Source organism: Helicobacter sp. MIT 03-1616, assembly GCF_000765685.2.
GTDB classification, from domain to species: domain Bacteria; phylum Campylobacterota; class Campylobacteria; order Campylobacterales; family Helicobacteraceae; genus Helicobacter_C; species Helicobacter_C typhlonius.
Genome location: NZ_JROY02000012.1, coordinates 25,650 through 48,154 on the forward strand (window position 1 = coordinate 25,650; position 22,505 = coordinate 48,154).

Annotated in this window: 22 protein-coding genes; 7 read left to right on the forward strand and 15 right to left on the reverse strand. The window is 38.1% G+C overall.

The annotated features are described in order from the left end of the window. Positions 1 to 21 precede the first annotated feature (21 nt). Positions 22 to 2,097, forward strand: a complete 2,076-nt coding sequence (gene glyS, locus LS67_RS08115) for a glycine--tRNA ligase subunit beta (protein WP_034326648.1) — start codon at positions 22 to 24, stop codon at positions 2,095 to 2,097. Beyond that, positions 2,094 to 3,215, forward strand: a complete 1,122-nt coding sequence (locus LS67_RS08120) for an ABC transporter permease (protein WP_034326651.1) — start codon at positions 2,094 to 2,096, stop codon at positions 3,213 to 3,215. Before glyS ends, LS67_RS08120 begins: the two co-directional genes overlap by 4 nt. A gap of 4 nt (positions 3,216 to 3,219) precedes the next feature. On the opposite strand, the gene LS67_RS08125 is transcribed toward LS67_RS08120, so the two are convergent. Genes LS67_RS08125 through LS67_RS08135 form a run of 3 tightly spaced genes read right to left on the reverse strand, consistent with a single transcriptional unit; the run spans position 3,220 to position 5,788 of the window. Then, positions 3,220 to 3,942, reverse strand: coding sequence for a methyltransferase (locus LS67_RS08125; protein WP_034326653.1), 723 nt, complete (start codon positions 3,940 to 3,942; stop codon positions 3,220 to 3,222). Beyond that, complete coding sequence (locus LS67_RS08130; RefSeq protein ID WP_034326656.1) at positions 3,930 to 4,649, reverse strand: pimeloyl-ACP methyl esterase BioG family protein; 720 nt, start codon at positions 4,647 to 4,649, stop codon at positions 3,930 to 3,932. Before LS67_RS08130 ends, LS67_RS08125 begins: the two co-directional genes overlap by 13 nt. Then, entirely contained in the window at positions 4,646 to 5,788 is a 1,143-nt protein-coding gene (locus LS67_RS08135) for an aminotransferase class I/II-fold pyridoxal phosphate-dependent enzyme (protein WP_034326658.1), read from the reverse strand. The genes LS67_RS08130 and LS67_RS08135 overlap by 4 nt, the downstream gene beginning before the upstream one ends. A gap of 107 nt (positions 5,789 to 5,895) precedes the next feature. On the opposite strand from LS67_RS08135, the gene LS67_RS08140 reads away from it, so the two are divergent. Next, a complete protein-coding gene (locus LS67_RS08140) occupies positions 5,896 to 7,212 on the forward strand; it encodes an adenosylmethionine--8-amino-7-oxononanoate transaminase (protein WP_034326660.1) in 1,317 nt (438 codons plus the stop codon). A gap of 37 nt (positions 7,213 to 7,249) precedes the next feature. On the opposite strand, the gene LS67_RS08145 is transcribed toward LS67_RS08140, so the two are convergent. Further along, positions 7,250 to 9,829: an ATP-dependent Clp protease ATP-binding subunit gene (locus LS67_RS08145; RefSeq protein WP_034326663.1), complete on the reverse strand. Its 2,580-nt coding sequence runs from the start codon at positions 9,827 to 9,829 to the stop codon at positions 7,250 to 7,252. Between the two features lie 72 nt (positions 9,830 to 9,901). Between LS67_RS08145 and LS67_RS09665 the strand changes: the two genes are divergently transcribed. Further along, the gene (locus LS67_RS09665) at positions 9,902 to 10,051 is read left to right on the forward strand and encodes a hypothetical protein (RefSeq protein WP_156407266.1); all 150 of its coding nucleotides are present in this window, start codon (positions 9,902 to 9,904) and stop codon (positions 10,049 to 10,051) included. Between the two features lie 9 nt (positions 10,052 to 10,060). On the opposite strand, the gene bioD is transcribed toward LS67_RS09665, so the two are convergent. Beyond that, positions 10,061 to 10,675: an ATP-dependent dethiobiotin synthetase BioD gene (gene bioD / locus LS67_RS08150; protein ID WP_034326665.1), complete on the reverse strand. Its 615-nt coding sequence runs from the start codon at positions 10,673 to 10,675 to the stop codon at positions 10,061 to 10,063. 63 nt (positions 10,676 to 10,738) lie between these two features. Then, positions 10,739 to 12,412: a methyl-accepting chemotaxis protein gene (locus LS67_RS08155; protein ID WP_231944807.1), complete on the reverse strand. Its 1,674-nt coding sequence runs from the start codon at positions 12,410 to 12,412 to the stop codon at positions 10,739 to 10,741. 149 nt (positions 12,413 to 12,561) lie between these two features. Here LS67_RS08155 and ccoS point away from each other — a divergent pair, with 149 nt between their 5' ends. Together ccoS and LS67_RS08165 are read left to right on the forward strand one after the other, a co-directional pair. Continuing rightward, positions 12,562 to 12,786: a cbb3-type cytochrome oxidase assembly protein CcoS gene (ccoS, locus tag LS67_RS08160; protein WP_034326667.1), complete on the forward strand. Its 225-nt coding sequence runs from the start codon at positions 12,562 to 12,564 to the stop codon at positions 12,784 to 12,786. Then, positions 12,779 to 13,750 (forward strand): NAD(P)-binding domain-containing protein, encoded by a 972-nt coding sequence (locus LS67_RS08165; protein ID WP_034326668.1) that lies wholly within the window; start codon positions 12,779 to 12,781, stop codon positions 13,748 to 13,750. The genes ccoS and LS67_RS08165 overlap by 8 nt, the downstream gene beginning before the upstream one ends. On the opposite strand, the gene LS67_RS08170 is transcribed toward LS67_RS08165, so the two are convergent. The 3 genes from LS67_RS08170 to LS67_RS08180 form a co-directional block, all read right to left on the reverse strand. Further along, positions 13,747 to 14,322, reverse strand: coding sequence for a hypothetical protein (locus tag LS67_RS08170; RefSeq protein WP_034326669.1), 576 nt, complete (start codon positions 14,320 to 14,322; stop codon positions 13,747 to 13,749). The two genes, LS67_RS08165 and LS67_RS08170, sit on opposite strands and share 4 nt — an antisense overlap. Positions 14,323 to 14,695: 373 nt before the next feature. Continuing rightward, the gene (locus LS67_RS08175) at positions 14,696 to 15,439 is read right to left on the reverse strand and encodes a hypothetical protein (protein ID WP_034328510.1); all 744 of its coding nucleotides are present in this window, start codon (positions 15,437 to 15,439) and stop codon (positions 14,696 to 14,698) included. Beyond that, on the reverse strand, positions 15,429 to 16,073 hold the full coding sequence (locus LS67_RS08180; RefSeq protein WP_034328513.1) for a Crp/Fnr family transcriptional regulator: 645 nt from the start codon (positions 16,071 to 16,073) through the stop codon (positions 15,429 to 15,431). Before LS67_RS08180 ends, LS67_RS08175 begins: the two co-directional genes overlap by 11 nt. A gap of 100 nt (positions 16,074 to 16,173) precedes the next feature. Here LS67_RS08180 and LS67_RS08185 point away from each other — a divergent pair, with 100 nt between their 5' ends. After that, on the forward strand, positions 16,174 to 16,383 hold the full coding sequence (locus LS67_RS08185; RefSeq protein ID WP_034328519.1) for a YgaP family membrane protein: 210 nt from the start codon (positions 16,174 to 16,176) through the stop codon (positions 16,381 to 16,383). Between the two features lie 392 nt (positions 16,384 to 16,775). Here LS67_RS08185 and fliY read toward each other — a convergent pair whose 3' ends face one another. Genes fliY through flhF form a run of 6 tightly spaced genes read right to left on the reverse strand, consistent with a single transcriptional unit; the run spans position 16,776 to position 22,129 of the window. Next, positions 16,776 to 17,612 (reverse strand): flagellar motor switch protein FliY, encoded by an 837-nt coding sequence (gene fliY / locus LS67_RS08190; RefSeq protein WP_034343760.1) that lies wholly within the window; start codon positions 17,610 to 17,612, stop codon positions 16,776 to 16,778. Then, positions 17,609 to 18,670 (reverse strand): flagellar motor switch protein FliM, encoded by a 1,062-nt coding sequence (gene fliM, locus LS67_RS08195; RefSeq protein ID WP_034343757.1) that lies wholly within the window; start codon positions 18,668 to 18,670, stop codon positions 17,609 to 17,611. The genes fliY and fliM overlap by 4 nt, the downstream gene beginning before the upstream one ends. Beyond that, complete coding sequence (locus LS67_RS08200) at positions 18,663 to 19,370, reverse strand: RNA polymerase sigma factor FliA (protein ID WP_034328035.1); 708 nt, start codon at positions 19,368 to 19,370, stop codon at positions 18,663 to 18,665. Before LS67_RS08200 ends, fliM begins: the two co-directional genes overlap by 8 nt. 9 nt (positions 19,371 to 19,379) lie before the next feature. Continuing rightward, positions 19,380 to 19,721: a hypothetical protein gene (locus LS67_RS08205; protein ID WP_034328036.1), complete on the reverse strand. Its 342-nt coding sequence runs from the start codon at positions 19,719 to 19,721 to the stop codon at positions 19,380 to 19,382. A gap of 21 nt (positions 19,722 to 19,742) precedes the next feature. Further along, the gene (locus tag LS67_RS08210; protein WP_034328037.1) at positions 19,743 to 20,615 is read right to left on the reverse strand and encodes a MinD/ParA family protein; all 873 of its coding nucleotides are present in this window, start codon (positions 20,613 to 20,615) and stop codon (positions 19,743 to 19,745) included. A gap of 17 nt (positions 20,616 to 20,632) precedes the next feature. Continuing rightward, on the reverse strand, positions 20,633 to 22,129 hold the full coding sequence (gene flhF / locus LS67_RS08215; RefSeq protein WP_034328039.1) for a flagellar biosynthesis protein FlhF: 1,497 nt from the start codon (positions 22,127 to 22,129) through the stop codon (positions 20,633 to 20,635). Between the last annotated feature and the right edge of the window lie 376 nt (positions 22,130 to 22,505).

Sequence of the window (22,505 nt, forward strand, 5' to 3'; positions counted from 1 at the left end):
TCTAATTTTAAAGGAATATACTTGAAAGAGCCACATTTACCCTTGCTCGTTGAGATTGTAACCGAGGAGCTTCCCGCCCTGCCGCTGCTAAAGGAGCTACCAAATATCATAGCAAAATGGCAAAAAAGTGCGCAAAATGTAAATATTACCTCCACACCTACACTCTATTACACACCTAGACGAATCACGCTTTATGAGGAGAACTTCCCTACTTTTACGCAAGATACACTCATAGAAGCTTATGGTCCTCCCCTTAGCATTGCCTTTAATAATAGCGATAAGACACAGGGCTTAAGCAAGGCAGGAGAGAGCTTCTATAAAAAAAACAATCTTAGCCTTGATGCGCCACTACAAACAAAGCTTAAGGACAACAAAGAAGTGCTGTATTATGCCTACACAAAAAAAGGTGTGGCAACAAGCACTTTGCTTAATGAGATTATCACACAATGGTTAGAATCTTTGCATTTTGGCAAAAGTATGCTTTGGGGCAATGTGAAACAACCCTTTATCCGCCCGGTGCGTAATATTTGCGTCCTTTTGGGTAATGAAGAAATAGCAGTAAATGCCTTTAATATCACAAGCAAGGCGCAGACTTTCGTTCATAGAGATGTGAGTTTTGCACCTATGGCGGTAAAATCAGCTCAAGATTATTTTGAGATTCTCAAAAATGGCAAGGTCATTTTAGACCAAAACGAGCGTAAAGAGCAGATTCTAAAACAAATCGCAGATATAGAATCTACCCAAAATATAAAGGTAGAAATTGATGAGGATTTACTGAATGAAATCGTGGCGATTACTGAATATCCACGCGCGGCATATGGGAGCTTTGAAAAAGATTTTCTAGCCCTGCCCCCTGAAGTGATTATTACCTCAATGAAAGAAAATCAGCGATACTTTGCTACCTATGCCAACAATGCCCTACATAATGGCTTTGTGCTTGTGGCAAATAGCACAGCAAAGGATTTAGCGCCTATCGTGCAAGGTAATCAAAAGGTGCTTAAAGCGCGATTAAGCGATGCGGTATTTTTCTATGAAAATGACATAAAAAATAGCTTTAAACCCGAAAAACTCTCCCAAATTGTATTTGTTGAATCTCTTGGTTCTATGCTTGATAAATCGCATAGAGAGAGCGTTATCGCGCAGATTCTCTTAGAATCTTTTAGCCACAAACTCACTTTGGATAAAAACGAAGCAAAGCAGATTCTAAAAGAAGCTATCACTTACGCAAAGGCGGATTTACTCACGCAAATGGTATATGAATTTACAGAGTTGCAGGGTATTATGGGTTATTACTATGCACAAAAATTTGATATGCACCCGCTTGTCGCTTTAAGTATAAAAGAGCAGTATCTCCCCACAGGTGAAGTTTCCCCATTGCCTAGCAATATTTTAAGTGCTATTGTGGCACTTAGCATAAAGCTTGATAATATTTTTGCCCTTTTTAGTATCAACAAGATTCCTACCGGCTCAAAAGATCCATTTGCCCTAAGACGCGCAGCAAATGGTGTGCTAAAGATTATTACGCATTATGGGTTGGATTTTGATTTAAGCAGTGATATACCTCACATTTATCAAGCAGTGGGCTATAAGCAAAGCAACCTCGCACATATAGAATCTTTTTTCTTAGAGCGGCTTGAAGGATTCTTACAAATTAATCCCTCACTTGTGCGTTGCGTGCTTAATGCGCGTGTAGATAATCAAAAGGTGCGTAATCTCCATACAATTATAGAAAACACCAAAAGCCTAAGCACATTCTTTGAAAAAAGCAATAAAGAAGCGTTGGTGAGGCTCTTTAAAAGGGTGGCAAATATTTTAGAGGACGATATAAAATTAGCACCAATTAATGAATCTTTGCTTCATATTGAGGCAGAAAAATCCCTCTACAACGCGCTTATAGAACTGAAGAAGCATAGATTCACAAATACGCAAGAACATATAGAATCTCTGTTTGCACTCAAAGCCCCACTTGAGCTATTCTTTGAATCTGTACTCGTTAATGACAGCAACCCTGCATTAAAAACTAATCGCCAAATGCTCATTTTGGACGTGTATAACGAATTTTTACGCATTGGCGATATTAAGGATATCACATTGTGAAGGCTTTATTTTCCACCTTTATCCTAGAAGCAAAGAATATTTTTACCTCTGTGTCGGCGATGATTATTATCTTTGGCGGCTCACTTTTTTATCTTTTTTTGTATCCCACGCCCTATTATGCCGATGTGGTAAGTGCGCAAAAAATCGCCATTATCGATTATGACAATACCCACTCTTCAAGGGAACTTATCGGCTTTGTGCGCGCCTCGCCGCATTTGGAAATTGTGGAGATTTTGCATAATGCAAATAGGGTGCAAGAGCTTATAGAATCCAGCCAAATATATGGCGTAATAAGCATTCCGCGCGACTTTGAAAAGCATCTCTATCAACACATTCCACCTGTCGTGGCGATTATGGGAAATGCCTCGTATTTGCTCATTTATGGCACGATAGCTAACGCGGCAGCAGAGTGTATAGAATCTTTTAACGAACATATAAAAATCACATTTAATACGCAACAAAAAGAGCTTTTAGAACCCAAATTTACACCACTTTTTAACCCCTCAATGGGCTATATTAATTACACTCTAGCACCCATATTGATTTTTATACTTCATCAAACACTTGTTGCAGGGGCGGGAATTATCGGTGGCACACAAAATCAGCAGTTTTCACAAGATGTGCGCAACTATTATGCACAATCCAATCCATTACTGCTTGTTATCTCAAAAATATTGGTGTTTTTTTGCATTTATATGGTGCTTTTTGCGTTTTATTTTGGTTTCGCCTATGAGTTTTATGGCGTGTATGTGGGGGCACATATCCTTGACTTTTGGCTTTTTAGTATTGCCTTTATCCTCTCAACTGCTGCTTTTGGCGTGTTTTTTGGCACACTTTTACCCAAACGCGCCCTTTCTACGCAAATCATTATGCTCGCCTCTATGCCGGTGGTTTTTTTGCTCGGTTTTATGTGGCAAGAAACACAAATCGCCCCTTGGGCGAGTGCTATTGTAAGCCTTCTCCCCGCATATCACGGCATAAATGGGCTTTTGCAGCTCAATCAAATGGGAGCAAGCTTTGGCAGTGTGTGGGAATATTTTATAAATTTATGTTTTTTAGGCATTTTGTATATTATTGCAAGCGTGCTGATGATTTATAAAAAGACTTTGCGGTGGTAAATGCTTAAAGATTCTCTTTATGACGCAAAAGCATATAAATTGGGTGATAAGTAAGGCGATTTTTGAATCTCCGCTCATATTCACAAAGCATATTTTTACCGATAAATCCATTTTGGCTTAAGGCATTTACTCCACTTAGGCGCAAATGCCTAAACACATCAAGCGGCGTAGGGAAATCTAGATTCATAATTTCTTCCTCAAGCAATATAATAGTAAAATGCTTTGTAAGAATCTCTCGCATACACTCAAGTGAAATATAGCTCAAACCATAATCTGTAATGGCTTTTACCTCATAGCAGTTTTGCTCCCCAAATGTGCTTAAAAGACAATAGCCATTAGGGGAGAGAATCTGCTTTATATCACAAAGTGTTTGCTCAAAATCAAGCCATTGCAAAGTGGCATTTGATACGATAAGTTCAAATTGCATTTGACATATTTTCTGTTTTAAAAGCTCTTTCATATCAAAACATTCATAGCGCATACGCGTATCATCAAAATGCACTTTATAGTCATTAATATCATTGCATACATATGAGGTAAAAGTGAGCATTTTGCAAAGAAGTGCGCTTAGCTCACCATTACCCGCTCCAAATTCAAAAATATACTTAAAATCCACTCTATGCTGCGCGCGCAATATCTCTAATAATTTATCACGCATATATTTTTGCACGATAGCATTTTGTGTGTAAGTATCTTTTGCCTTAAGAAATCGCTTTAAATAGAGCACAATTCCTCCCACGAGCTAAAATCAAAAAATACAAAATGTGGGCTATGTGTTATCGTAATATGTGTCAAAGGACTTAAAGAGGCAAAAAAACTTTTAGCGGCATTAAAAGGAAAAATCGCATCAGATTGTGATAAAAGTGCAGTATCATAATGAAAATGTATTTGTCTTTCCTGTATTTTTTGTGAATCAAGTGAATTTTTAGAAACTTGCTCATCTTTTGCAGATTCTATATTTTTAGCTTGATTTTGGGATAAAAGAAAATCAAAAATACTTTGCAATTCTGCTTGTAATTCTTCTTTAGGTGCAAGAATAAGGGTATTATCTTTCTCTCCTAAAAGTGCCTTACAAAAAAGCTTATTTTCAAAATGCGTTATGGTTTTTTTAAAAATAGAGGGGTGTATGCCAAACACTCTATCAATGCCAACATTTGTGCCATTAATGGCTATTTTTTTTACAAATGGGAGATGAGAGACAAATAATGGCGCAATACTTACACCCATTGAAAAGGCAATAAGAATAACTTCACTAAAACGCTTCATATCTTGCAAAAAAGTATGATGAAGCATAAAATCCTTGTAATCATATACCAAAATCACACTGCACTGCGCCTCTAAATGCCTAAAATGCTCCGCCCTGCTCCCAAATCCGCCAAAAAACACAATGCACTTCGGGCTTTGGGCGTGTGTATGCAAAAACATATATTTCATTCAAATGCCTTGAGTAAAGATTCTATATGTTCCTGTGTAAGTGCGCTATTTAAAGAGAATCTCACCCTTGCGCTGTGCTTTGCCACGCTAGGATATTTAATAGCTGGAGCAAAAATCCCGCGCTCCTTTAAACGAGAGGAAAGTGCCAAAGCCTGTGTATTCTCACCACAAAGCACGGACAAAATGTGATTTTCTCCTAGCACTTTATAGCCCTTTTTTTGCAAATCCTCCTTGATATATGAAGATATATTTTTCATATATTCACGTTCTTTGCAAAAGCTGTGAATCTTGCTGAAAACAAAATAACTAAAAGCAACATTAATAGGAGGTAGGGCGGTAGAAAAAATAAGCCCACGCGCAAAATTGATAAAAAATGTCCGCAAATCCTCACTGCATAGCATACACGCACCCACAGAGGCGATTGCCTTGCCAAAGGTAAGTATCGCAAAGTCAATAGATTCTAAAAGGTGCAAGTAAGCCGCTAAGCCCAAACCATTCTCACCTATAATGCCTACGCTGTGGGCTTCATCGAGGTAAATAAAAACATTATCAAATTGCTTTTTGAGACGCACAATCTTATCTAATGGCGCAAAATCCCCCTCCATACTAAAAACACCCTCACTTATGATAATGATATTCTCATAAGATTTCGTATTGTCATTAAGAATCTGCTCCAACTCGTGCATATTGTTATGCTCAAAACTCTTAAATCGTGCCTTGCCTAAACGAAGTCCATCAATTACACTTGCGTGAATAAATCTATCGATGACAAAAAGCGTATGAGGAATGGTGGAGAGTGCCTGAATACAGGAGATATTCGCGTGATAGCCACTATTAAAAAGTAAGGTGTGTTTATGGTAGAGGCTATGAAGCAATGATTCGCATTTTTCATAAATCTCAAAATTCCCACTCAAAAGGCGCGAGGAGCTACTTGAAAAGAGCATATCCTCTGTGCGCACAGATTCTAAAAATTCCCGCTTCAATGTGTGATTAGCACTTAAGCCGAGATAATCATTACTCGCGAGATTAAGCAGCTTTTGGTTATTTTCATACACAAATATGTCGTGATGCTTCAAGGGTGCAAAGAAACGAAAATTATCATTGTTCTTTAACTGCAACAAAATCCGCTTAATATCCATATCTCGCCCCTGCTTTTTAGATTCTAAGGCTTTGGTAGCATTTTAGCCTCATTTATGAAAAATTGAAGTATTATTGTGCCAATTTTTCCTACAAAAAAGGCTTAGAGATGAATGCAAACGAGTTAAAGGCTCTTGATTTAGCACATATTTGGCACCCCTGCACACAGATGAAAGACCACGAAAATGTGCCATTAATCCCCATAAAAAAAGCAAATGGTATGTATCTTTATGATTTTGATAATGCAAAATATATGGATTGTGTCAGCTCGTGGTGGGTAAATCTTTTCGGGCATTGTAATGAATATATCGCAAATGCGATAAAATCCCAAGCTGATGAACTAGCCCATATCATTTTGGCAGGTTTTTCACACGAGCAAATTATTACACTCTCACAAAGACTTTGCACCCTTTTGGGAGGGAGATTCAGTAAATGCTTCTATGCAGATAATGGCTCAAGTGCGATTGAAGTAGCCCTAAAGATGAGCTTTCATTATCATCTTAATCTCGGGCAAAAACGCGACAGATTTTTATCTTTAAGCAACTCCTATCACGGTGAAACACTCGGGGCTTTGAGCGTGGGTGATGTGGCACTCTATAAGCGCACTTATGAGCCACTGCTGCTTGATTGTCTCATCACTCCCGTGCCAATAGCAAATACACAAGAGAGTGTGAGTGATTTTGAAAATGCCAATTTTCACAAAGAATTAGAATCTTTAGAGCACATTCTTACCGCACAAGGGAAGCATATTTGCGCCTTTATCCTCGAGCCGCTCATTCAATGTGCGGGTAATATGAATATGTATAGCGCAAAATTTATCGATGAAGCCATAAGGCTTTGTCGTGCATTTGGCGTGCAAATCATTTTTGATGAAATTGCTGTGGGCTTTGGGCGCAGTGGCACACTCTTTGCAATGGAGCAATGCAAGGAAAAACCCGATTTTGTCTGCCTCTCAAAAGGCATTACCGGTGGATTCTTGCCCTTATCTGTGGTCGTAACAAATGATGAAATTTATAATGCTTTTTATGCAGAATATGAAACTCAAAGGGCATTTTTACATTCTCATTCATACACAGGCAATGCTCTAGCGTGTGCGGCAGCAAATGCAGTGCTTGATATTTTTGAAAAAGATAATATTATAGAAAAAAATCGCATTTTAAGTGCGTATATTGCCAAAGAATTTGAATCTTTAAAACAATTTACATTTTTGGGGAATTTTCGGCAAAAAGGTATGATTTATGCCTTTGATATTCTAAGTCAAAAACGAGCACGCGCCGGGCTTTGGGTATTTCAAAAAGCCTTGCAAAAAGGCTTACTTTTACGCCCACTTGGTCATACAATCTACTTTATGCCCCCCTACATTGTGAGCTATGATGAAGTGCGCTATGTAAAAGAAAGCTTAGAGGCAATTTTTAGGGAGTTTTAGAATCTAGCAAATTCCACAGATACTTTACTGCTTACTCTTACGCATTTTCAATCTGTGTGCCAATACTTTCATTCTCATACACAAAGCGCACCTTAGTACCCTCACTCACCTCATCGCGCAAAATTAAATCTGCTAACCTATCCTCAATCTCCTCATACAATGCCCTTTTTAGCGGACGCGCACCATAAATACTATCAAAACCAATCGCTGCTATATGCTCTTTTGCTTCTTTGCTTAAAGAAATATTTATGCCTCGCTCCTGCGCCCTTTTTGCTAAAGATTCAAACATAATATCTACAATTTTTGTAATCTCCTCTATTCCCAATGGATTAAACACCACCACATCATCAAGGCGATTTAAAAACTCTGGCTTGAAATACATCTTTAATGCCTCTTTAACAGCCTTTTGTCTCTCTTGCTTATCCTCAATCTCTATAATCTTATCACTTGCAATATTGCTTGTTAAGATAATAATCGTATTGCTAAAATCCACAACAATACCCTTGCTATCAGTCAGTCGCCCATCATCAAGCACTTGCAAAAGGATATTAAACACATCAGGGTGCGCCTTTTCCACTTCATCAAAAAGCACGATACTATAAGGCTTTCTCCTTATAGCTTCAGTCAGCACACCACCCTCTTCATAGCCCACATAGCCCGGGGGTGCGCCCACGAGCCTACTCACCGCGTGTTTTTCCATATATTCGCTCATATCAATGCGCACAAGACTTTTGGCACTATCAAATAAAAATTCTGCTAAAGTTTTCGCACATTGTGTTTTACCAACGCCTGTTGGTCCTAAAAATAAAAAGCTTCCAATAGGCTTATTTACATCGCTTAATCCCGCCTTATTGCGTTTAATCGCCCGAGCAATCGCTTTAATCGCATCATCTTGCCCCACTACGCTTTTTTCTAGCTCGGATTCTATACCCAAAATACGCTCCTTTTGACTTTGGAGCATTTTTTTAATCGGTATGCCACTCCAGCGACTAACAACTCCTGCGATACTCTCTTGTGTAACAGCATTTTTAAGCAAAGTGCCATTTTGCTGCATTTGCTCCCATTGCTCTTGCAATGCCTTCTCTTGTGCCTCAATTTGGGGAATCTTGCCATAGTCAATTTCTGCAGCCTTATTATAATCCCCGCTTCTTTTGGCAAGTTCGGATTCTCTTTTTAAACTATCGAGATTTGATTTAAGCGATGCTATATTTGTAAAAACTTGTTTTTCTTGCTCAAATTTCCCCTCCAATGCCACTCTCTCTTCGCGCAAATTCTCCAATTCTTTATCAATCTCCCCTATACGCACATCATTGGCATTATTTTTTTCCATATTTAAAGCTTGTTTTTCTACCTGCAAATTCGCAATATGTTTCTTAATTTTACTCAATTCTAAAGGTTCGGATTCTATTTGCATTTTTAATTCTGCTGCCGCTTCATCAATTAAATCAATTGCCTTATCAGGTAAGAATCTATCAGCAATATAACGACTTGAAAGCTTTGCTGCAGCCACAAGTGCGCTATCTGTAATACTTACATTATGATGAGCTTCCAAATTTGGCTTAATCCCGCGCAAAATTTGCAATGTTTCATTAATGCTTGGCTCATTCACACTTATAGGCTGAAATCGCCGTGTAAGCGCAGCATCTTTTTCAAAATATTTGCGATATTCTTTTAATGTAGTTGCTCCAATGGTATGAAGTTCGCCTCGTGCAAGAGCAGGCTTAAGGATATTTGCCGCGTCCATACTGCCCTCACTCGCTCCTGCACCTACAATCGTATGTATCTCATCAATAAATAAAATCACATTTCCAGCTTTTTTCACCTCATCAACAACATTTTTTAATCGCTCTTCAAATTCCCCACGATACTTTGCTCCAGCGATAAGTGCGCTCATATCAAGGGCAATTAATTTTTTATTTTGTAGGCTTATGGGGACAGATTTCGCCACAATTTTTTGGGCTAGTCCCTCTACAACAGCAGTTTTACCCACACCGGGTTCGCCGAGCAAAATAGGATTATTTTTACTCTTGCGTATAAGAATCTGCATCATTGCATTTACTTCATCATCGCGTCCTATCACAGGATCAAGCGTATTCTCTAAAGCTTTTTGGGTCAAATCAATACCAAATTTGCTTAAAGATTCTAAATTATCATCACCACTTTGAGATTCTATCTTGCTTTCTCCTCTTAGGCTTAATAATGTCTTTTTTAACTCTGTAATATCCATAAAAGGCTTAAATATCGCTACAAAAACACTTTCTTTGATATTGGCAATTAAAAACATATCTACCGCAATGAAACTATCACCATTCTTAGTTGCCTCGCCTTGAGCAAGATTGAGCGCAGAGGATAAATCTTTACTCAAACTTAGATTCTCTTTTGCAACATTTGAACTTTTAGGAAGCTTATCAACCTCGCTTCTTGCTTGAAGTTCTATGGCTTCTTTTCGGATATTCATTTTATTAAGGGCTTGATTAAGCACGGATTGATGATTGCTTAAAAGCGCCCAATACATATGTGCGGGGGTAATTTCTTGGTTTTTAGAATGCAAAGCGAGTGAAGCTGCGCTATCAAGTGCTTCTTTCATTTGATTTGTTAATTTTTCAAATAAATTCATAATAAACTCCTTAAATTTTATATAGATAGCATTATATAAGTTTAGTCATTTAATGTCAAGTTTATTTATAAAATGACTGATAAGTTTTATAAAATTGGCAGTGTTGGCATACATTCATCGTGCAATCAAGTATATTTGAATCTTAATCACAATACTCTATTTAATTTTGTAATGTTTGAATTGATATTTGAAACTTGGCTTACCTTGAGAATCTTTGCATAGTGCAAAATTTTATAAAAAAGATAGATTTTGCATCAATTCCTGCATTTGAGTTTTGAGGAGTTGAGTTTTTGCTTCAAAGTCTTGAGGTGTAAAAAAAGGTAAATGGAATATTCTCGCTCCTGTATATGAAGTGATGAATTCATCGATTGAAATATCTTCTTCACCCATTAAAAGCAAGGCAAGGATTGGAATCTGCCTTTGCTTTAAAGCTTCAAGTGAAAGCAAGATATGATTAATCACACCAAGATAATACTTTGCCACCAAGAAGCAAGGGTGTTTGAATCTTTGCACATAATCAACCATCGTGTAAGTTTCATCAATAGGTGTAAAAAGCCCACCCGCAGTTTCTATAAGAAGGTTTTTGCTTTGAGGCAAAGCAATATCAAAAGCTTTGTAATGCAAATGTTCTATTTTTTTTCCAAGATGAGGAGAGGCGGGGGTCTGTAAAAATATACCAGATTCAAATATATGTGTTGTAGGACTTAATGTCTTCACAAAATCACTATCAGTTGGCACCCCTGCCTGAATGAGCTTAAAATAATCATAAGAAAAAGCCTTACAAAATGCTGCGCTAAAATGCGTCTTACCTGTATCCGTATGCACACCAAGCACATAAATTTGCATATCTTTTCCTTAAAAATTTATGAGAATCTAAAAGGCTACATTCTCATAAATTGTGGGGCTTTCTCATACTTTAAAGTATGCCATATAGTTTTTGAGTGAATCAGAGATGTGCTGAAGCTCTTCAATTGTCTGAGCTGCATTTTCTAAAGCAGTGCGTGTTTCTTGTGAAAGCGTTGTGATGTCTTGTATATCTTGTGAAATACTCTCCATAGTATATTCCTGCTTACTTGAAGAAGAAGCTACCACTTGGGCTTTTTGGAGAGAATCTTGGGCTTGAGATTGGATTTCTTCTAGTGTTTGCACAGAATCTAAAATAAGCTTTTGTCCTTTATCAATTTGTGGCACAATAGCCTCTATTGAGCTAACAGAAGAGCCTATATTTTCTTGAATAAGTGTTATCATATTTGCAATTTCTGTCGTTGTAGAAGCAGTGCGTTCTGCTAACTTTCTCACCTCATCAGCAACAACAGCAAATCCTCTTCCGTGTTCTCCTGCTCTTGCTGCTTCAATAGCTGCATTAAGGGCTAAAAGATTTGTTTGATCGGCAATCTCTGCAATCAGCTCGGCGCTTCCGCCAACCTCCACAGATTGCTGCTGTAAGCTACGAATCTTATCTGCTGAAGAGCTAATCATTTCTGTAATTTTACCAATTTCTTGAGCTGTGATATTAATAATCTCCACACCTTTTGTAGAAACTTCTACGCTCTTCATAGAGTTTTCCTCTGTTTGTTTGGCAATATTTGACACCTCAATGACAGATTGATTCATTTGTCCTATCTTATCTGCTACATCAATTGAACTTTTCATTTGTGTATGAGCAGCATCTTGAGCTTTGTGTGAAGTATCCGCCACTTGTATAGCTGCATCATTAATTTTATTTGAAGAGTGTATGATAAACTCCACAATTTCTCTAAGTTTATGCTGCATCATTGCAATGGAAGCCAACATTGAATCCTCACCTTTATATCCTACAGGATCAATGAGATTACCATTTGCAATTTTTGCCACAATCTGTGAAGCGATATAAGGCTCACCACCAAGCAAACTATGCAATGTGCGCACAATAACAACCGCCACAATCACACCAAAAACAATACTGAGTGCCAAAATAACCAAAAGCTCAATTCTAAAGCTATCAACATCACTCCTTAACTTTTGCGTTAGTTTCCCGTTCAGCTCTTCCTTGTGGTCGATAAACACATTTATTTCTTTGAGCCATTGTGTAAAATATGGCGAGACATTCTTAAGTAAAACATAGGCTTTATTAGAATCTCCAGCAAGTTTTGCTTGAGTGATTTGCACGATAAGCGGAATAGCCTTTGATTGTATCTCATCAATATTGCGGAGTATAGCAAGTTCTTCTTGACTAAGCCTATTTGTATTAATAAAGATATTTTTCATATTATCTTCGGCTTCTTTGTAGAATTGCTCCAATGAGTTAATCTGCCCCAAAAGGTCTTGTAAGCCCTTTTTGTCTTCACCATCAATCAACACTACATCACGAATGGCAATAGCTCTATCATGCACACTGCCGCGGAAATTAATCGCATAACGTTGAGCAAGAGCATTTTCATCATTGATTTGAGTGAGTGCCGAGTTGATATTACCCACGCGATTAAGACTTAAAAACACGATAACACACGAAAAAAGCATTAGCATACAAAAGCCTATGCTTAGCAGAAGCACCACACCCATCTTTTTCTTTGGTTTTAATATTTGCTGTTCCTTTGACATCATATACCTCCTAAATATAGTTATGACTTTACTAATACTACAATTATTGTAGCTACAATTTAGTAAATATAAAATCCTTATAGATTCATTTAACTTAACCTACCAAAATATGCTAAAATCCGTGCATCTTAAATCACTACCAAAGGCATAAAATGAATGTTGAAATGGTTGCGATTATGCTTGCTGTATCGCTTGTGCTTGGCTTGATTGGGCTACTTGCGTTTATATGGGGGCTAAAAAATGGACAATTTGATGATGCAAACAAAATGATGCAGGGTGTGCTTTTTGATTCTGTGGAAGACTTAAACCTTGCTGCAAAAACTGATAAAAAACAAAATAAACCTGCCATACAAAATAAAGGAGGCAATGATGAATAAAGTATATGATGTAGCTGTAGTAGGCTGCGGACCTGCTGGGATTAGTGCTATTATAGAATCTCAAGCACGCAATTTAAGTGTGATAGCACTTGAAAAAGGTGATTCGCACAATATGAGTATTCGCAAGTTTTACAAAGAAGGCAAACGCGTGGATAAGGACTACAAAGGGCAAGTTGTGCAATTAGAAGGAAAGATTGACTTTAAAGATGGCAATAGAGAAAGCACATTAGCACTTTTTGATGAGATTCTCTCTCCTGTTGAAGTAACTTATCAAAGCGATGTGGAATCTGTTGTGCCTTGCAAAGATAGTGAAGGCTTTGTGATTACTACAACAGATAATCGCAGCTATAAGGCGCATTTTGTCGTTATCTGTATAGGGAAAATGGGACAACCCAACAAGCCAAGCTATGCTCTACCTCCAACGATTCGTAAATATATTAATTTCAATGCCAATGATGCGCAAAAAAATGAAAAGATTCTCGTTGTAGGTGGAGGAAACTCTGCTGTGGAATATGCGTATGATTTAGCCCAAAGTGCAGACAATGGTGGGAGCGTAACACTTAATTACCGCCGAAGTGAGTTTTCACGCATTAATGATACAAATGCGGCTGCACTTAAAAATGTGATTGCAAATGGCTCACTTCACACAAAGCTTGGCATTGATATTACAGAGCTAAGTGATAATAACGGAAAGGTAGGAGTGCATTTTAACGATGGGAGTAAAGATGTATTTGATAGGGTGATTTATGCTATTGGTGGTGCTTCACCTATTGATTTTTTGAAAAAATGCTCTATTGCCACAGATGAAAAGGGTGTGCCGCTTTGCTCTCCTTTATGGGAAAGCAGTGTGAAAAATATCTTTGTAGCGGGGGATATTGCGCTTAAAAATGGTGGCTCAATCGCTGCTGCTATCAAGTATGGATATGATATTGCCAAAGAGATTGCAAAAAGAGCAAAGAATTAAATATCATCAATTATAAATACACCCACAATTATACAGCCAATTAACCATACAAAAGGCAAAAGAAGTAAATAGAGTAAAAATAAAGCAGGGAGTTTGCTTTCAAATCGCCGCATAAAGACGCTTAAGGCTGCTAATAGTGTAAAAAGGAGTGGCGGCACAAAACTCCAAGTCATCAATAAACCTACTTGATAAGGAGAGTGTAGATCCTCATTGTTTGATGCGATAATTTCAAGTATTTCTTGTAATTTAAAATGTTCTACTCCAAAAATTCCTTGATAAAAGAGCACACCAAGAAGGCATATACCGCCAAAAGCGATATAGAGCGTAAGCAACCCAACTTTAAAATAGTCTTTTTTAAAGAGGTAAAAAGCAAAACCCGCTCCTATCAATACATTAATAAAAGTATGTGAAAGAAAAGGTGTTTTCACCTGAACAAAAACAAGATACACAAACACAATGATAGCCGATACATATTTGCATATTTTTTGCATTGTGCTTAAGCTTACACTAGAATATAAACCAATTTTCTTTAAAGATTCAAGTTCTCTCCTCTGCATATCTTTAAGATTCATAGCCACCCCCAAAGAACAAATTTCTGCATTCTAGCACATTCATCTGCAAAAATATCGTTTTTTTTTTTTTTGTAATTGTAGACGCAAGGTTTCAATTCTGCTCTTTATTTTTCTATCTTATAGCAACAAGACAATCAAGATTCTTTGCTATTGAAGAGAGGATTTTCTATTTTGCTCCAAATTCTATAAGGAGCTTGATTATTTCACTATTATTACGATATGTGCGCTCTTGCTCAATGTATTTTTCATTATCCTCAATCGCTTTTTGGAGCGGAGATTGCCCAATTTATATTCAATATCGCAGATAAAAATGCAGCAAGTTTGCTTTTCCAACATAACACATTTGGATTTGCTCCATTTTTTAAAAGATTCCCTACTTTTTTATATCGCCCTCTTGCACGGCATAATAAATACTACAAGGATAAAAAGCACTCTGTAAATACAACCACAGAGCAAATATAGGCGTGATAATCAACAAGCATAATGCGAAAAATCTTTTGATGATGACTTTTTTCTCTCGCTTGTGCAGAGATTGAATTTCTTGCGGAAGTGGCTCATCATTTAAAAGCGGAAAATCCCAATAGATAGACATACCCCGATGAAGCAGGATTGCATCTTTATCCCCTACTAAAGGCACTTTTGCACAAAAATCAAGAAAGGTAAAAAGTGCTGGGAGATTGCCAACCAAAGGCAGATTTTTATTGCAAAATTCATTGATAAGGCTTTGTTGTGAAGATTGCTCACGCCACTCTTGATTCACACTCTGCCTCGTGCTATGCCACACTTGACATCGCATATCCCCTAAAAGCTTAATTTCTAGCTTATGAAAAATATTTTGCCTTTTAAAAGAGATGAGAAAATGTCCATTTCGGGCACGAAAAATAGTAAATTCTTTGAGTTTGGGCAAAAGGAGTTTGCGCGTGCAAAAAGTATAAATACCCTCTAAAATAACACCCAATACACAAAATGCAAGGAATATAAAAGGTGCAAAGGCAAGAGCATAGCCAATAGCAAATCCAATCCCCACAGGCTCAATCATAATTGCAATCATAGCAAAAAGCACAGGTGAGCCCACAGCTAATGCACCACCGATTTTAAGACACCATTTAAAAAACATTTTGTCCCTTTATCTTTAACAGAATAATCTTTTTGTAAGCGCGTTTAATTTCGCCTTTATTTTCCATTTCTTTGAGGATTCGTGAGATGACTTCACGCGAACTCCCTAGATGATTAGCAATTTCTTCGTGGCTTATGAGAATCTCCCCATTATGCGCATTTTCATACAAAAATTCACGGATTCGTTCAACAAGCGGCTTAAATAATGCTTGCTCAAGTGTGGATATGGTTTGGCTTAGTCGCTTAGAAATAAGCGTGAGTGTGAAATTTGAAAGCGTAGGATAAGTATCTTTAAGCCTAGAAAATAACTGATGGGGCACAATAAGCACTTCTGTGTTTTGGCTGCTCTCAAGTAAAATATCATAATGTATAGAATGCAGCGCACAATGCGAGCAAAGAAGACAATAATCATTCTCTTTAAGATTAAAAAGTGTAATTTCTTTAGCATTCTCACCCATAATATAAACGCGTAAAGCCCCTGAAAACACATAAATAAAGCCCAAGCAATTCTCATTTTGATTAATAAGTGTATTTGGCGCAAAACTTTTAAAATATGCTTGTTGGACTATGCTTTCAATATCTTGCTGTGCTAAGCCTAGCGGGGCAAAAATAGCTTTCAGTCGCTCTTTGCTCACTTCACCCTCCTTGCTTTGTCATTAAAATGTGATTTTATCACAGACATCATTATTTTTTTACCCTATACTCCCTCACACATTTTGCAAAAAAGGAGCTTATATGAAAACAACAGAACGAATTATAAGAGTCGTGCTTGCCTTTGTGATTTTTGCTGCTGGATTTTATTTTGAATCTTGGTGGGGACTTGTGGGGCTTATCCCTTTACTCACAGGTGCATTTGGTTTTTGTCCTCTGTATGTATGGACAGGGAGACAGGCTTGTCCACTTGGCGCTTGCCCTATCTCTAAAAAAGACAAAGAGCAAGAATAAAGCACCACGCCCATTTGGGCTTATCCAAATAAAATAAGCCCAAATCATTACAATCCACACACCTTAGGTTTTGCTTCGCTCATTTTTTAGGCGACTTACATTTTAATTTTACTCATCTCATAATAAAGTTAAAGATTAAGCTGCAACAAGAATTGGGGATTCTCAAAACGACAACGATAAAAAAGTTTTTGCAGATGCAGAGGACACATTTAAAAAAGCACGAAAGATATCAGGGCAAACAAGAATGTATTTTTCAAATAGTGCAGCAAAGAGAAGATGAACTAATCCACTCCTTTAGAAATCAAGCAGACATATTGATTGAATATATGCAAGAAGTGCTTACACCATACTTTTAAGAATCTAAGCCCTCTAGGGAGCCAAAAAGCAATAAATTAGCCTCTAAGCTGCTCTAGCCTATCGCGTTTCGTGCCAATATCTGTGATTTGAATCCCAAAGTTCCCATCAACAATCACAACTTCGCCCTTAGCAATTACCTTATCATCAACAAGTATTTCAAGCGGGTCGTTAGCGAGCTGATTAAGCTCTATCACGCTCCCAATATCCATCGCAATGACATCTTTTAAGAGCATTCTCTTTTGCCCGATACGCACCTTGACATTGAGGCGCACATCAAGAATCATATTAATATTTTTAAACTCCACGGGGGAAAGTGCGTGAGCGGGAGCAGTATTCGCAGTCCCTACCGCAACGCCTTGAGGTTGGGCATTTTGCTCAAATAGCCCTGCGAAACTCGCATTAGCCAAAACAACAAAGGTTGCTTGAATAGAATCTAACGAAAAATTGAAAAGATACGCCTTGCTGAATCGAGACAAATCAATCTCGTTTTTTACAAATTCAATATTGGTGCAGCTAAAATTGAGTTTTGGTAATTCTTTTTGCGCATTGAGTGAGGTAGAAACCGCTCCAAAAATATTAGAGCTAATCTCCTTTATCGCATCTAAATCATCATCGCTCATATCATCTTTGCTTTCACCATCTCCGCCAAGCATCATATCAGCAAGAGCTGTCCCCATAGCCACAGGAATTACCATAGCAAGCTCACCGCTCCCATCGCCACTTGCAACAATATAGCTAATTGAATAAGGCACAGGGAGGTTTTCAAGACTCACATCGGTATCGCTGGTATGTGTTACACTAGGCGTTTTACCCATTAATCCTTCTAAAGTAGCTATGGTTTCAGCAACAATCAAATCTATAAAGGCTTTCATTCTCCATCCTCCGAAATATCAGCAATTTTATTTTTACGCTGCGCTTCAAGCATTTCAAGCACTTCTTTGACTTGGTCTTTTTCGGTTTTAATCACTTCTTTAATCTGTAAAGTCTTACGATATCTTTGCAAACCGATTGTGGCGACAAATTTTTCCCTACCATCGACAGATACAATGATAGTATCATCAGCCACGGTATCAAGCCGCACAATATCACCCACTTGTAAATCAAGCACCTCTTTGAGCGTCAGGGTAGCATCTCCCAAATAGCCATTTACTACGACATTCGCACCAGATACGAGTGCCTGAAGCTCTTTGTTACGAGATTTTTTAGAGCTTGTATCACTCAACATTAAATCACGACTTGCCAAACGCGAAAGCACTGTTTCAAGCGAAATAACAGGGTAACAAATACTCATCATACCGCTACTATGCCCAATAATAATCTCCATAACTACCATAATAACAATTTCATTTTGTGCCACGATTTGCACAACATTAGGAGAAGATTCCTTAGCATCAACACTTGGAAAAATCTCTGTGATAGAGCTCCACGCCTCCTTAAGATTTTGCATAATCTGTCGCAAAAGTGTATCAAGCAAGTTAAGCTCAATATCACTAAACTCCCTTGAGCTTTCATAAGGGTCGCCTTTCCCTCCCAAAAGTCTATCAATCATAGGAAAGGCGATACTTGGGTTAATTTCTAAAATCGCCGCACCTTCAAGGGGCTTCATTGAAAAGATATTAAAGCTTGTAGGAGAGGGCAAACTCATTAAAAACTCACCATAAGTCATTTGATCCACACTATGGAGCTGAATCTCCACGATACTTCTCATTACCGCAGAGACTTGCGAAGACAAGCTTCTTGCCATTTTGTCGTGTATAGACTTAAAGGCGCGTAGCTGCTCCTTACTCACACGATTTGGACGCTTAAAGTCATAGAGCGTAACTTGCTTTTGGTGGGCTAAATCCTGCTCATCAATATCGGAGGCATCGCCGTCATCATCGACAACCTCTAAGAGGGCATCAATTTCTTCTTGACTTAATATATCAGCCATTTATATCTCCTAGTCCTTGTCGAATTTTTTTAATCACCTCTTTTGAAATCTGCGAAATACGAGATTCAGTAATATCTAAAATCTCGCTAATTTCTTTGAGGCTTAGCTCCTCAAAATAGTAGAGCTGAATCACCATTTGTTCCCTCTTACTAAGCTTTTTAAGGATATTATGAATAATCTCCATAAGCTCCTCTTTCTGCACATCTTCTACGATATTGCCCTCGCAAATGGCATTGTATTGCTCATCAATAGGCACAAGTGCGTATATATCCGAAGCCACTCGTGCTTCCTTAATCTTTGCTATATCCTCATTTAGAATCTGCGCAAGATATTCATCAGTTGGCTCTTCTTGATGCTCGTTAAAATATTTTGATACTTCATAGTCAATGGATTTTACAAGTTTGCGATTAGAGCGAGAAAGCACATCAAGGCTACGCAAATAATCAAGCATTGCCCCATTTACGCGCGTTTTCGCATATCCCCAAAAAGAATCATTGATGCTACTATCATAACGTCTTGCAAGTTTAATAAGCTCTTCTGTGCCAATAGACACAAGATCTGCCATTTCAATCGAACTAGGCAAACGCTCCTTAAGCCGAAATGCCATTGCCTTAACAGCTGGAAGATACTGCAGAGCAAGCTCATCTTGCGCGTATTTTAGTGTTTGATTATACCCATTGCCTTTGTTTATGCTCTTCACACACTGCTCCTAATGTGAATCTTCATTTTGTTGCACCATTTCCTCGTCATCAGATTCTATACTTCTAATGAAATTGCGAATCTTGGCGGACTCTTTTTCTCGTTTGTCAAATTCAGTGCGATAAAATTCTAAATTATTCTCAAACTTAGACTTTTTTAATTTTGAACGTTCAAAATCCAAAAACCAAAAATAGAGCGACACACTCACCGCCACAATAAGATATACACCCATTGTCGTTATAATCGTCCATAACACCATAATTTCAGGCTCATCAAACTTGCTAATAGAAAAAGCAAGTCCAACAAAAAACCCTGCGACAATGCTAAAACTCATATAATTATCTGGTTTCATATCCTACCTCTACTCTAAGCCCTAAAAATAGCCAAACACACGCCTAAAGAAATCGGCAAAATGCTGCTTTTGAGGTGAAGCAAGCATATTGTGTTCCACATTAGCAAGTAGATTTTTAGCAATAATCTCTATCTGCCCACTTACTGCACTTATAGGTTCTGCCTTAACAAAAAGTTCCCTCTGGCGCACCGCCTTTGCCACGACTTGGCTTTGCTCGATATATCCTAAAAGGCGTAGCTTCAAAGAGGGGATATTTTTTTGCGCGAGGGAAAGGACGCGTTCAAAGACAAGCTGGGATTCTCTAGCATTTTTCACCATATTAAGAATCATAAGTATATCACTATGTATTTTGCTATTTAGCTTAATTGTCGCGTATGCGTCAGTGAGCGCGGAAGGATCTGGCATAGTAACCACTATCACAACATCACTTGCGTTTAAAAAATCCTGCGTAACACCACCAATCCCCGCGCCTGTGTCGATAATCATATAATCAATATCATTTAAAATATCGCTTTCTTGCAAAAATCGCTCAAACACCCCGCTATTAGCATATTTTAGAATCTCCTCACCATTATCACCGGGAATAAGATACAAGCCCTCTTCAATGGTATGAATAATCTCTTGAAAACCCACCTCCCCACGCAATGCGTGAAGGATATTTTTCTGTGTGCGCACACCAAAGATGAGGTCTAAATTTGCCAAACCAATATCCGCATCAAAAACCGCCACTCGCTTTTTTTGCTTCCATAGACAATAGGCAAGATTTGCGCTTATACTTGATTTACCCACTCCGCCCTTACCTGAAGTAACCGCCACAAATCGTGTGGAGCTGAAGTTGCGCTTATCTTGGCTTTTGATTATAGACTGCAGTTCGTATGCTTGATTGTGTATCATTGTGTGCCTTTTTATGGCTATCTTGGTTCTGGTCGCCTAAATCCATCAAGCAGACAATCCACCAAATAGTCATTACTTGCTAAAACTAAATCATTAGGTACTCCCTGCCCGATTGAGAGATAGGAAATGGGTTTTTTTGTCTCATACACGAGTGAGAAAATATTCCCAAAATAACGACTTTCATCAAGTTTGCTAAAAATAAGCGTGTCAATGTCAAGCTCACTAAAAGCATTATAGGTATCGCGCAAATCCTCGTATTTGGTATTTACTGACAAGACTAAATTTATATCAATCTTATAGTCGCTATTGAGATAGGTTTTAAGCGTTTGTAGTTTTTTGTGGTCGTGCTGTGAATGCCCCGCTGTGTCGATAAGGATATAATCACAATGCTTAAGTGAATCTATGGCTTTACCAAACTCCTCAGGCTCTACCACCGTGTCAATGCTTAGCTTCATCATACGCGCATACGCCATCAGCTGATCTACTGCCGCCAAACGATAGGTATCAAGCGTGATCACACCCACACGATAGCGTGCATTAAGCATTAAAGAGTATCGCGCGGCAAGTTTTGCTAAAGTCGTTGTCTTGCCCACACCTGTGGGTCCTACAAGCATTAGAATTTTCTTTGCATTATTTTGTAGATTCTCACCCCGACAATAAATCATCTTACGCAAAACCTCACGAAAATAACGTTTGATTGTCGTAGAATTTGAGCGCATTTTTAGAGGCATAAGCTCCAAAGAAAGCTGCATTATTGTATCCAAATGCTCCCTTTTCATACCACTCGTTTTTGCAATTCTATAAATTTCAGCAAACTCTTGTGGGATATTGAGCCCCTCATTTTTAGGGCTTTTCTCGTCCCACAGCATATTTTGAATAATTTTTAATTTATCATTTAGCTCATTTAGCTCGGCTTTTATGCTTTTAAGTTCCATTTTATCATTGAGGTGCTGCTCTAAGCGCGTTTGTTGCAAATCCTGAATCTTCTCATTAGCACGTTCATCAATACTTTGACTTATCATAGTTGGCGCAAATGCCTTAGCTTGAGATTTTGGCGCAGGAGTGGCACTTGGGAAAGGACGAGTTGCGGGCTGAATCTGTGGATTTTCGGGCATATTGCTTGGAACATTTGCAATTTTTGAAATCTGCTTCACCGCATCAGAAAGCTGGAGCGTTACCTCATCGTAGATTCTAGGCTTTTGGGCTTCTTTGCGCTTTTTTATTTTTTTGTCCGCAATCTCATCAAGCCTTTTTTGCACGCTATTTGGCGCAGACAGCACTTCCTCTTGCTTTGCATCTTGTTGAAAGGTCGCTGGACTAGATTCAATTGGTGTGGCAGGCTGCACATCACCATCAACAGCAATGACAATCTCATACAAACCTGGCTGTGTGAGCGATTTTTTGCGTATCTCTTTATTTTCCACAAGCAAAACATCGCCTCCAAAAGTATCTTGCGCTTTTTTGAGAGCTTGGGCTGGGGTATCTCCCATAAAAGTATGCAGTTTTTTTGCCATTGTATCCGCCTCTTTAAAAATGTGAAATAATAAAACAAGAGGCATATTGTAGCTTTTTAGGGCTTAAGTTTTATTATATTTGTGAGAGCTTAAACAAATAAAGCACTAAAGATTCTATTAAGAAACATAAAAATGATAAGTGATTTTTGAGTAGGCAAGATTCCATTTTGTTTGGCAGTTTTTATGAGTAGGTGCGAAGACTTCAGCAAATTTCACGCATAAGCAAAACTTTAGTAAAGAAAAGATACAATCGCACCCTTTGTTTGCAAAATGCTCCAAACCCTTGTTGGCTCAAGGATTTGAGCATTTATCATTCAAATTCACACATACCAATCCTTTTTAGGTTGCAAACCCCTGAAATTACTTAGTCTGGGGT

Coding starts and splice junctions, on each gene's coding strand:
- fliY (WP_034343760.1), bottom strand. CDS start 17,612: ATGAAAGCCTTTATAGATTTGATTGTTGCTGAAACCATAGCTACTTTA.
- LS67_RS08210 (WP_034328037.1), bottom strand. CDS start 20,615: ATGATACACAATCAAGCATACGAACTGCAGTCTATAATCAAAAGCCAA.
- LS67_RS08185 (WP_034328519.1), top strand. CDS start 16,174: ATGAAAACAACAGAACGAATTATAAGAGTCGTGCTTGCCTTTGTGATT.
- LS67_RS08135 (WP_034326658.1), bottom strand. CDS start 5,788: ATGGATATTAAGCGGATTTTGTTGCAGTTAAAGAACAATGATAATTTT.
- LS67_RS08165 (WP_034326668.1), top strand. CDS start 12,779: ATGAATAAAGTATATGATGTAGCTGTAGTAGGCTGCGGACCTGCTGGG.
- LS67_RS08205 (WP_034328036.1), bottom strand. CDS start 19,721: ATGAAACCAGATAATTATATGAGTTTTAGCATTGTCGCAGGGTTTTTT.
- LS67_RS08140 (WP_034326660.1), top strand. CDS start 5,896: ATGAATGCAAACGAGTTAAAGGCTCTTGATTTAGCACATATTTGGCAC.
- flhF (WP_034328039.1), bottom strand. CDS start 22,129: ATGGCAAAAAAACTGCATACTTTTATGGGAGATACCCCAGCCCAAGCT.
- LS67_RS08145 (WP_034326663.1), bottom strand. CDS start 9,829: ATGAATTTATTTGAAAAATTAACAAATCAAATGAAAGAAGCACTTGAT.
- bioD (WP_034326665.1), bottom strand. CDS start 10,675: ATGCAAATTTATGTGCTTGGTGTGCATACGGATACAGGTAAGACGCAT.
- LS67_RS09665 (WP_156407266.1), top strand. CDS start 9,902: ATGACTGATAAGTTTTATAAAATTGGCAGTGTTGGCATACATTCATCG.
- LS67_RS08130 (WP_034326656.1), bottom strand. CDS start 4,649: ATGAAATATATGTTTTTGCATACACACGCCCAAAGCCCGAAGTGCATT.
- ccoS (WP_034326667.1), top strand. CDS start 12,562: ATGAATGTTGAAATGGTTGCGATTATGCTTGCTGTATCGCTTGTGCTT.
- fliM (WP_034343757.1), bottom strand. CDS start 18,670: ATGGCTGATATATTAAGTCAAGAAGAAATTGATGCCCTCTTAGAGGTT.
- LS67_RS08175 (WP_034328510.1), bottom strand. CDS start 15,439: ATGTTTTTTAAATGGTGTCTTAAAATCGGTGGTGCATTAGCTGTGGGC.
- LS67_RS08155 (WP_231944807.1), bottom strand. CDS start 12,412: ATGATGTCAAAGGAACAGCAAATATTAAAACCAAAGAAAAAGATGGGT.
- LS67_RS08170 (WP_034326669.1), bottom strand. CDS start 14,322: ATGAATCTTAAAGATATGCAGAGGAGAGAACTTGAATCTTTAAAGAAA.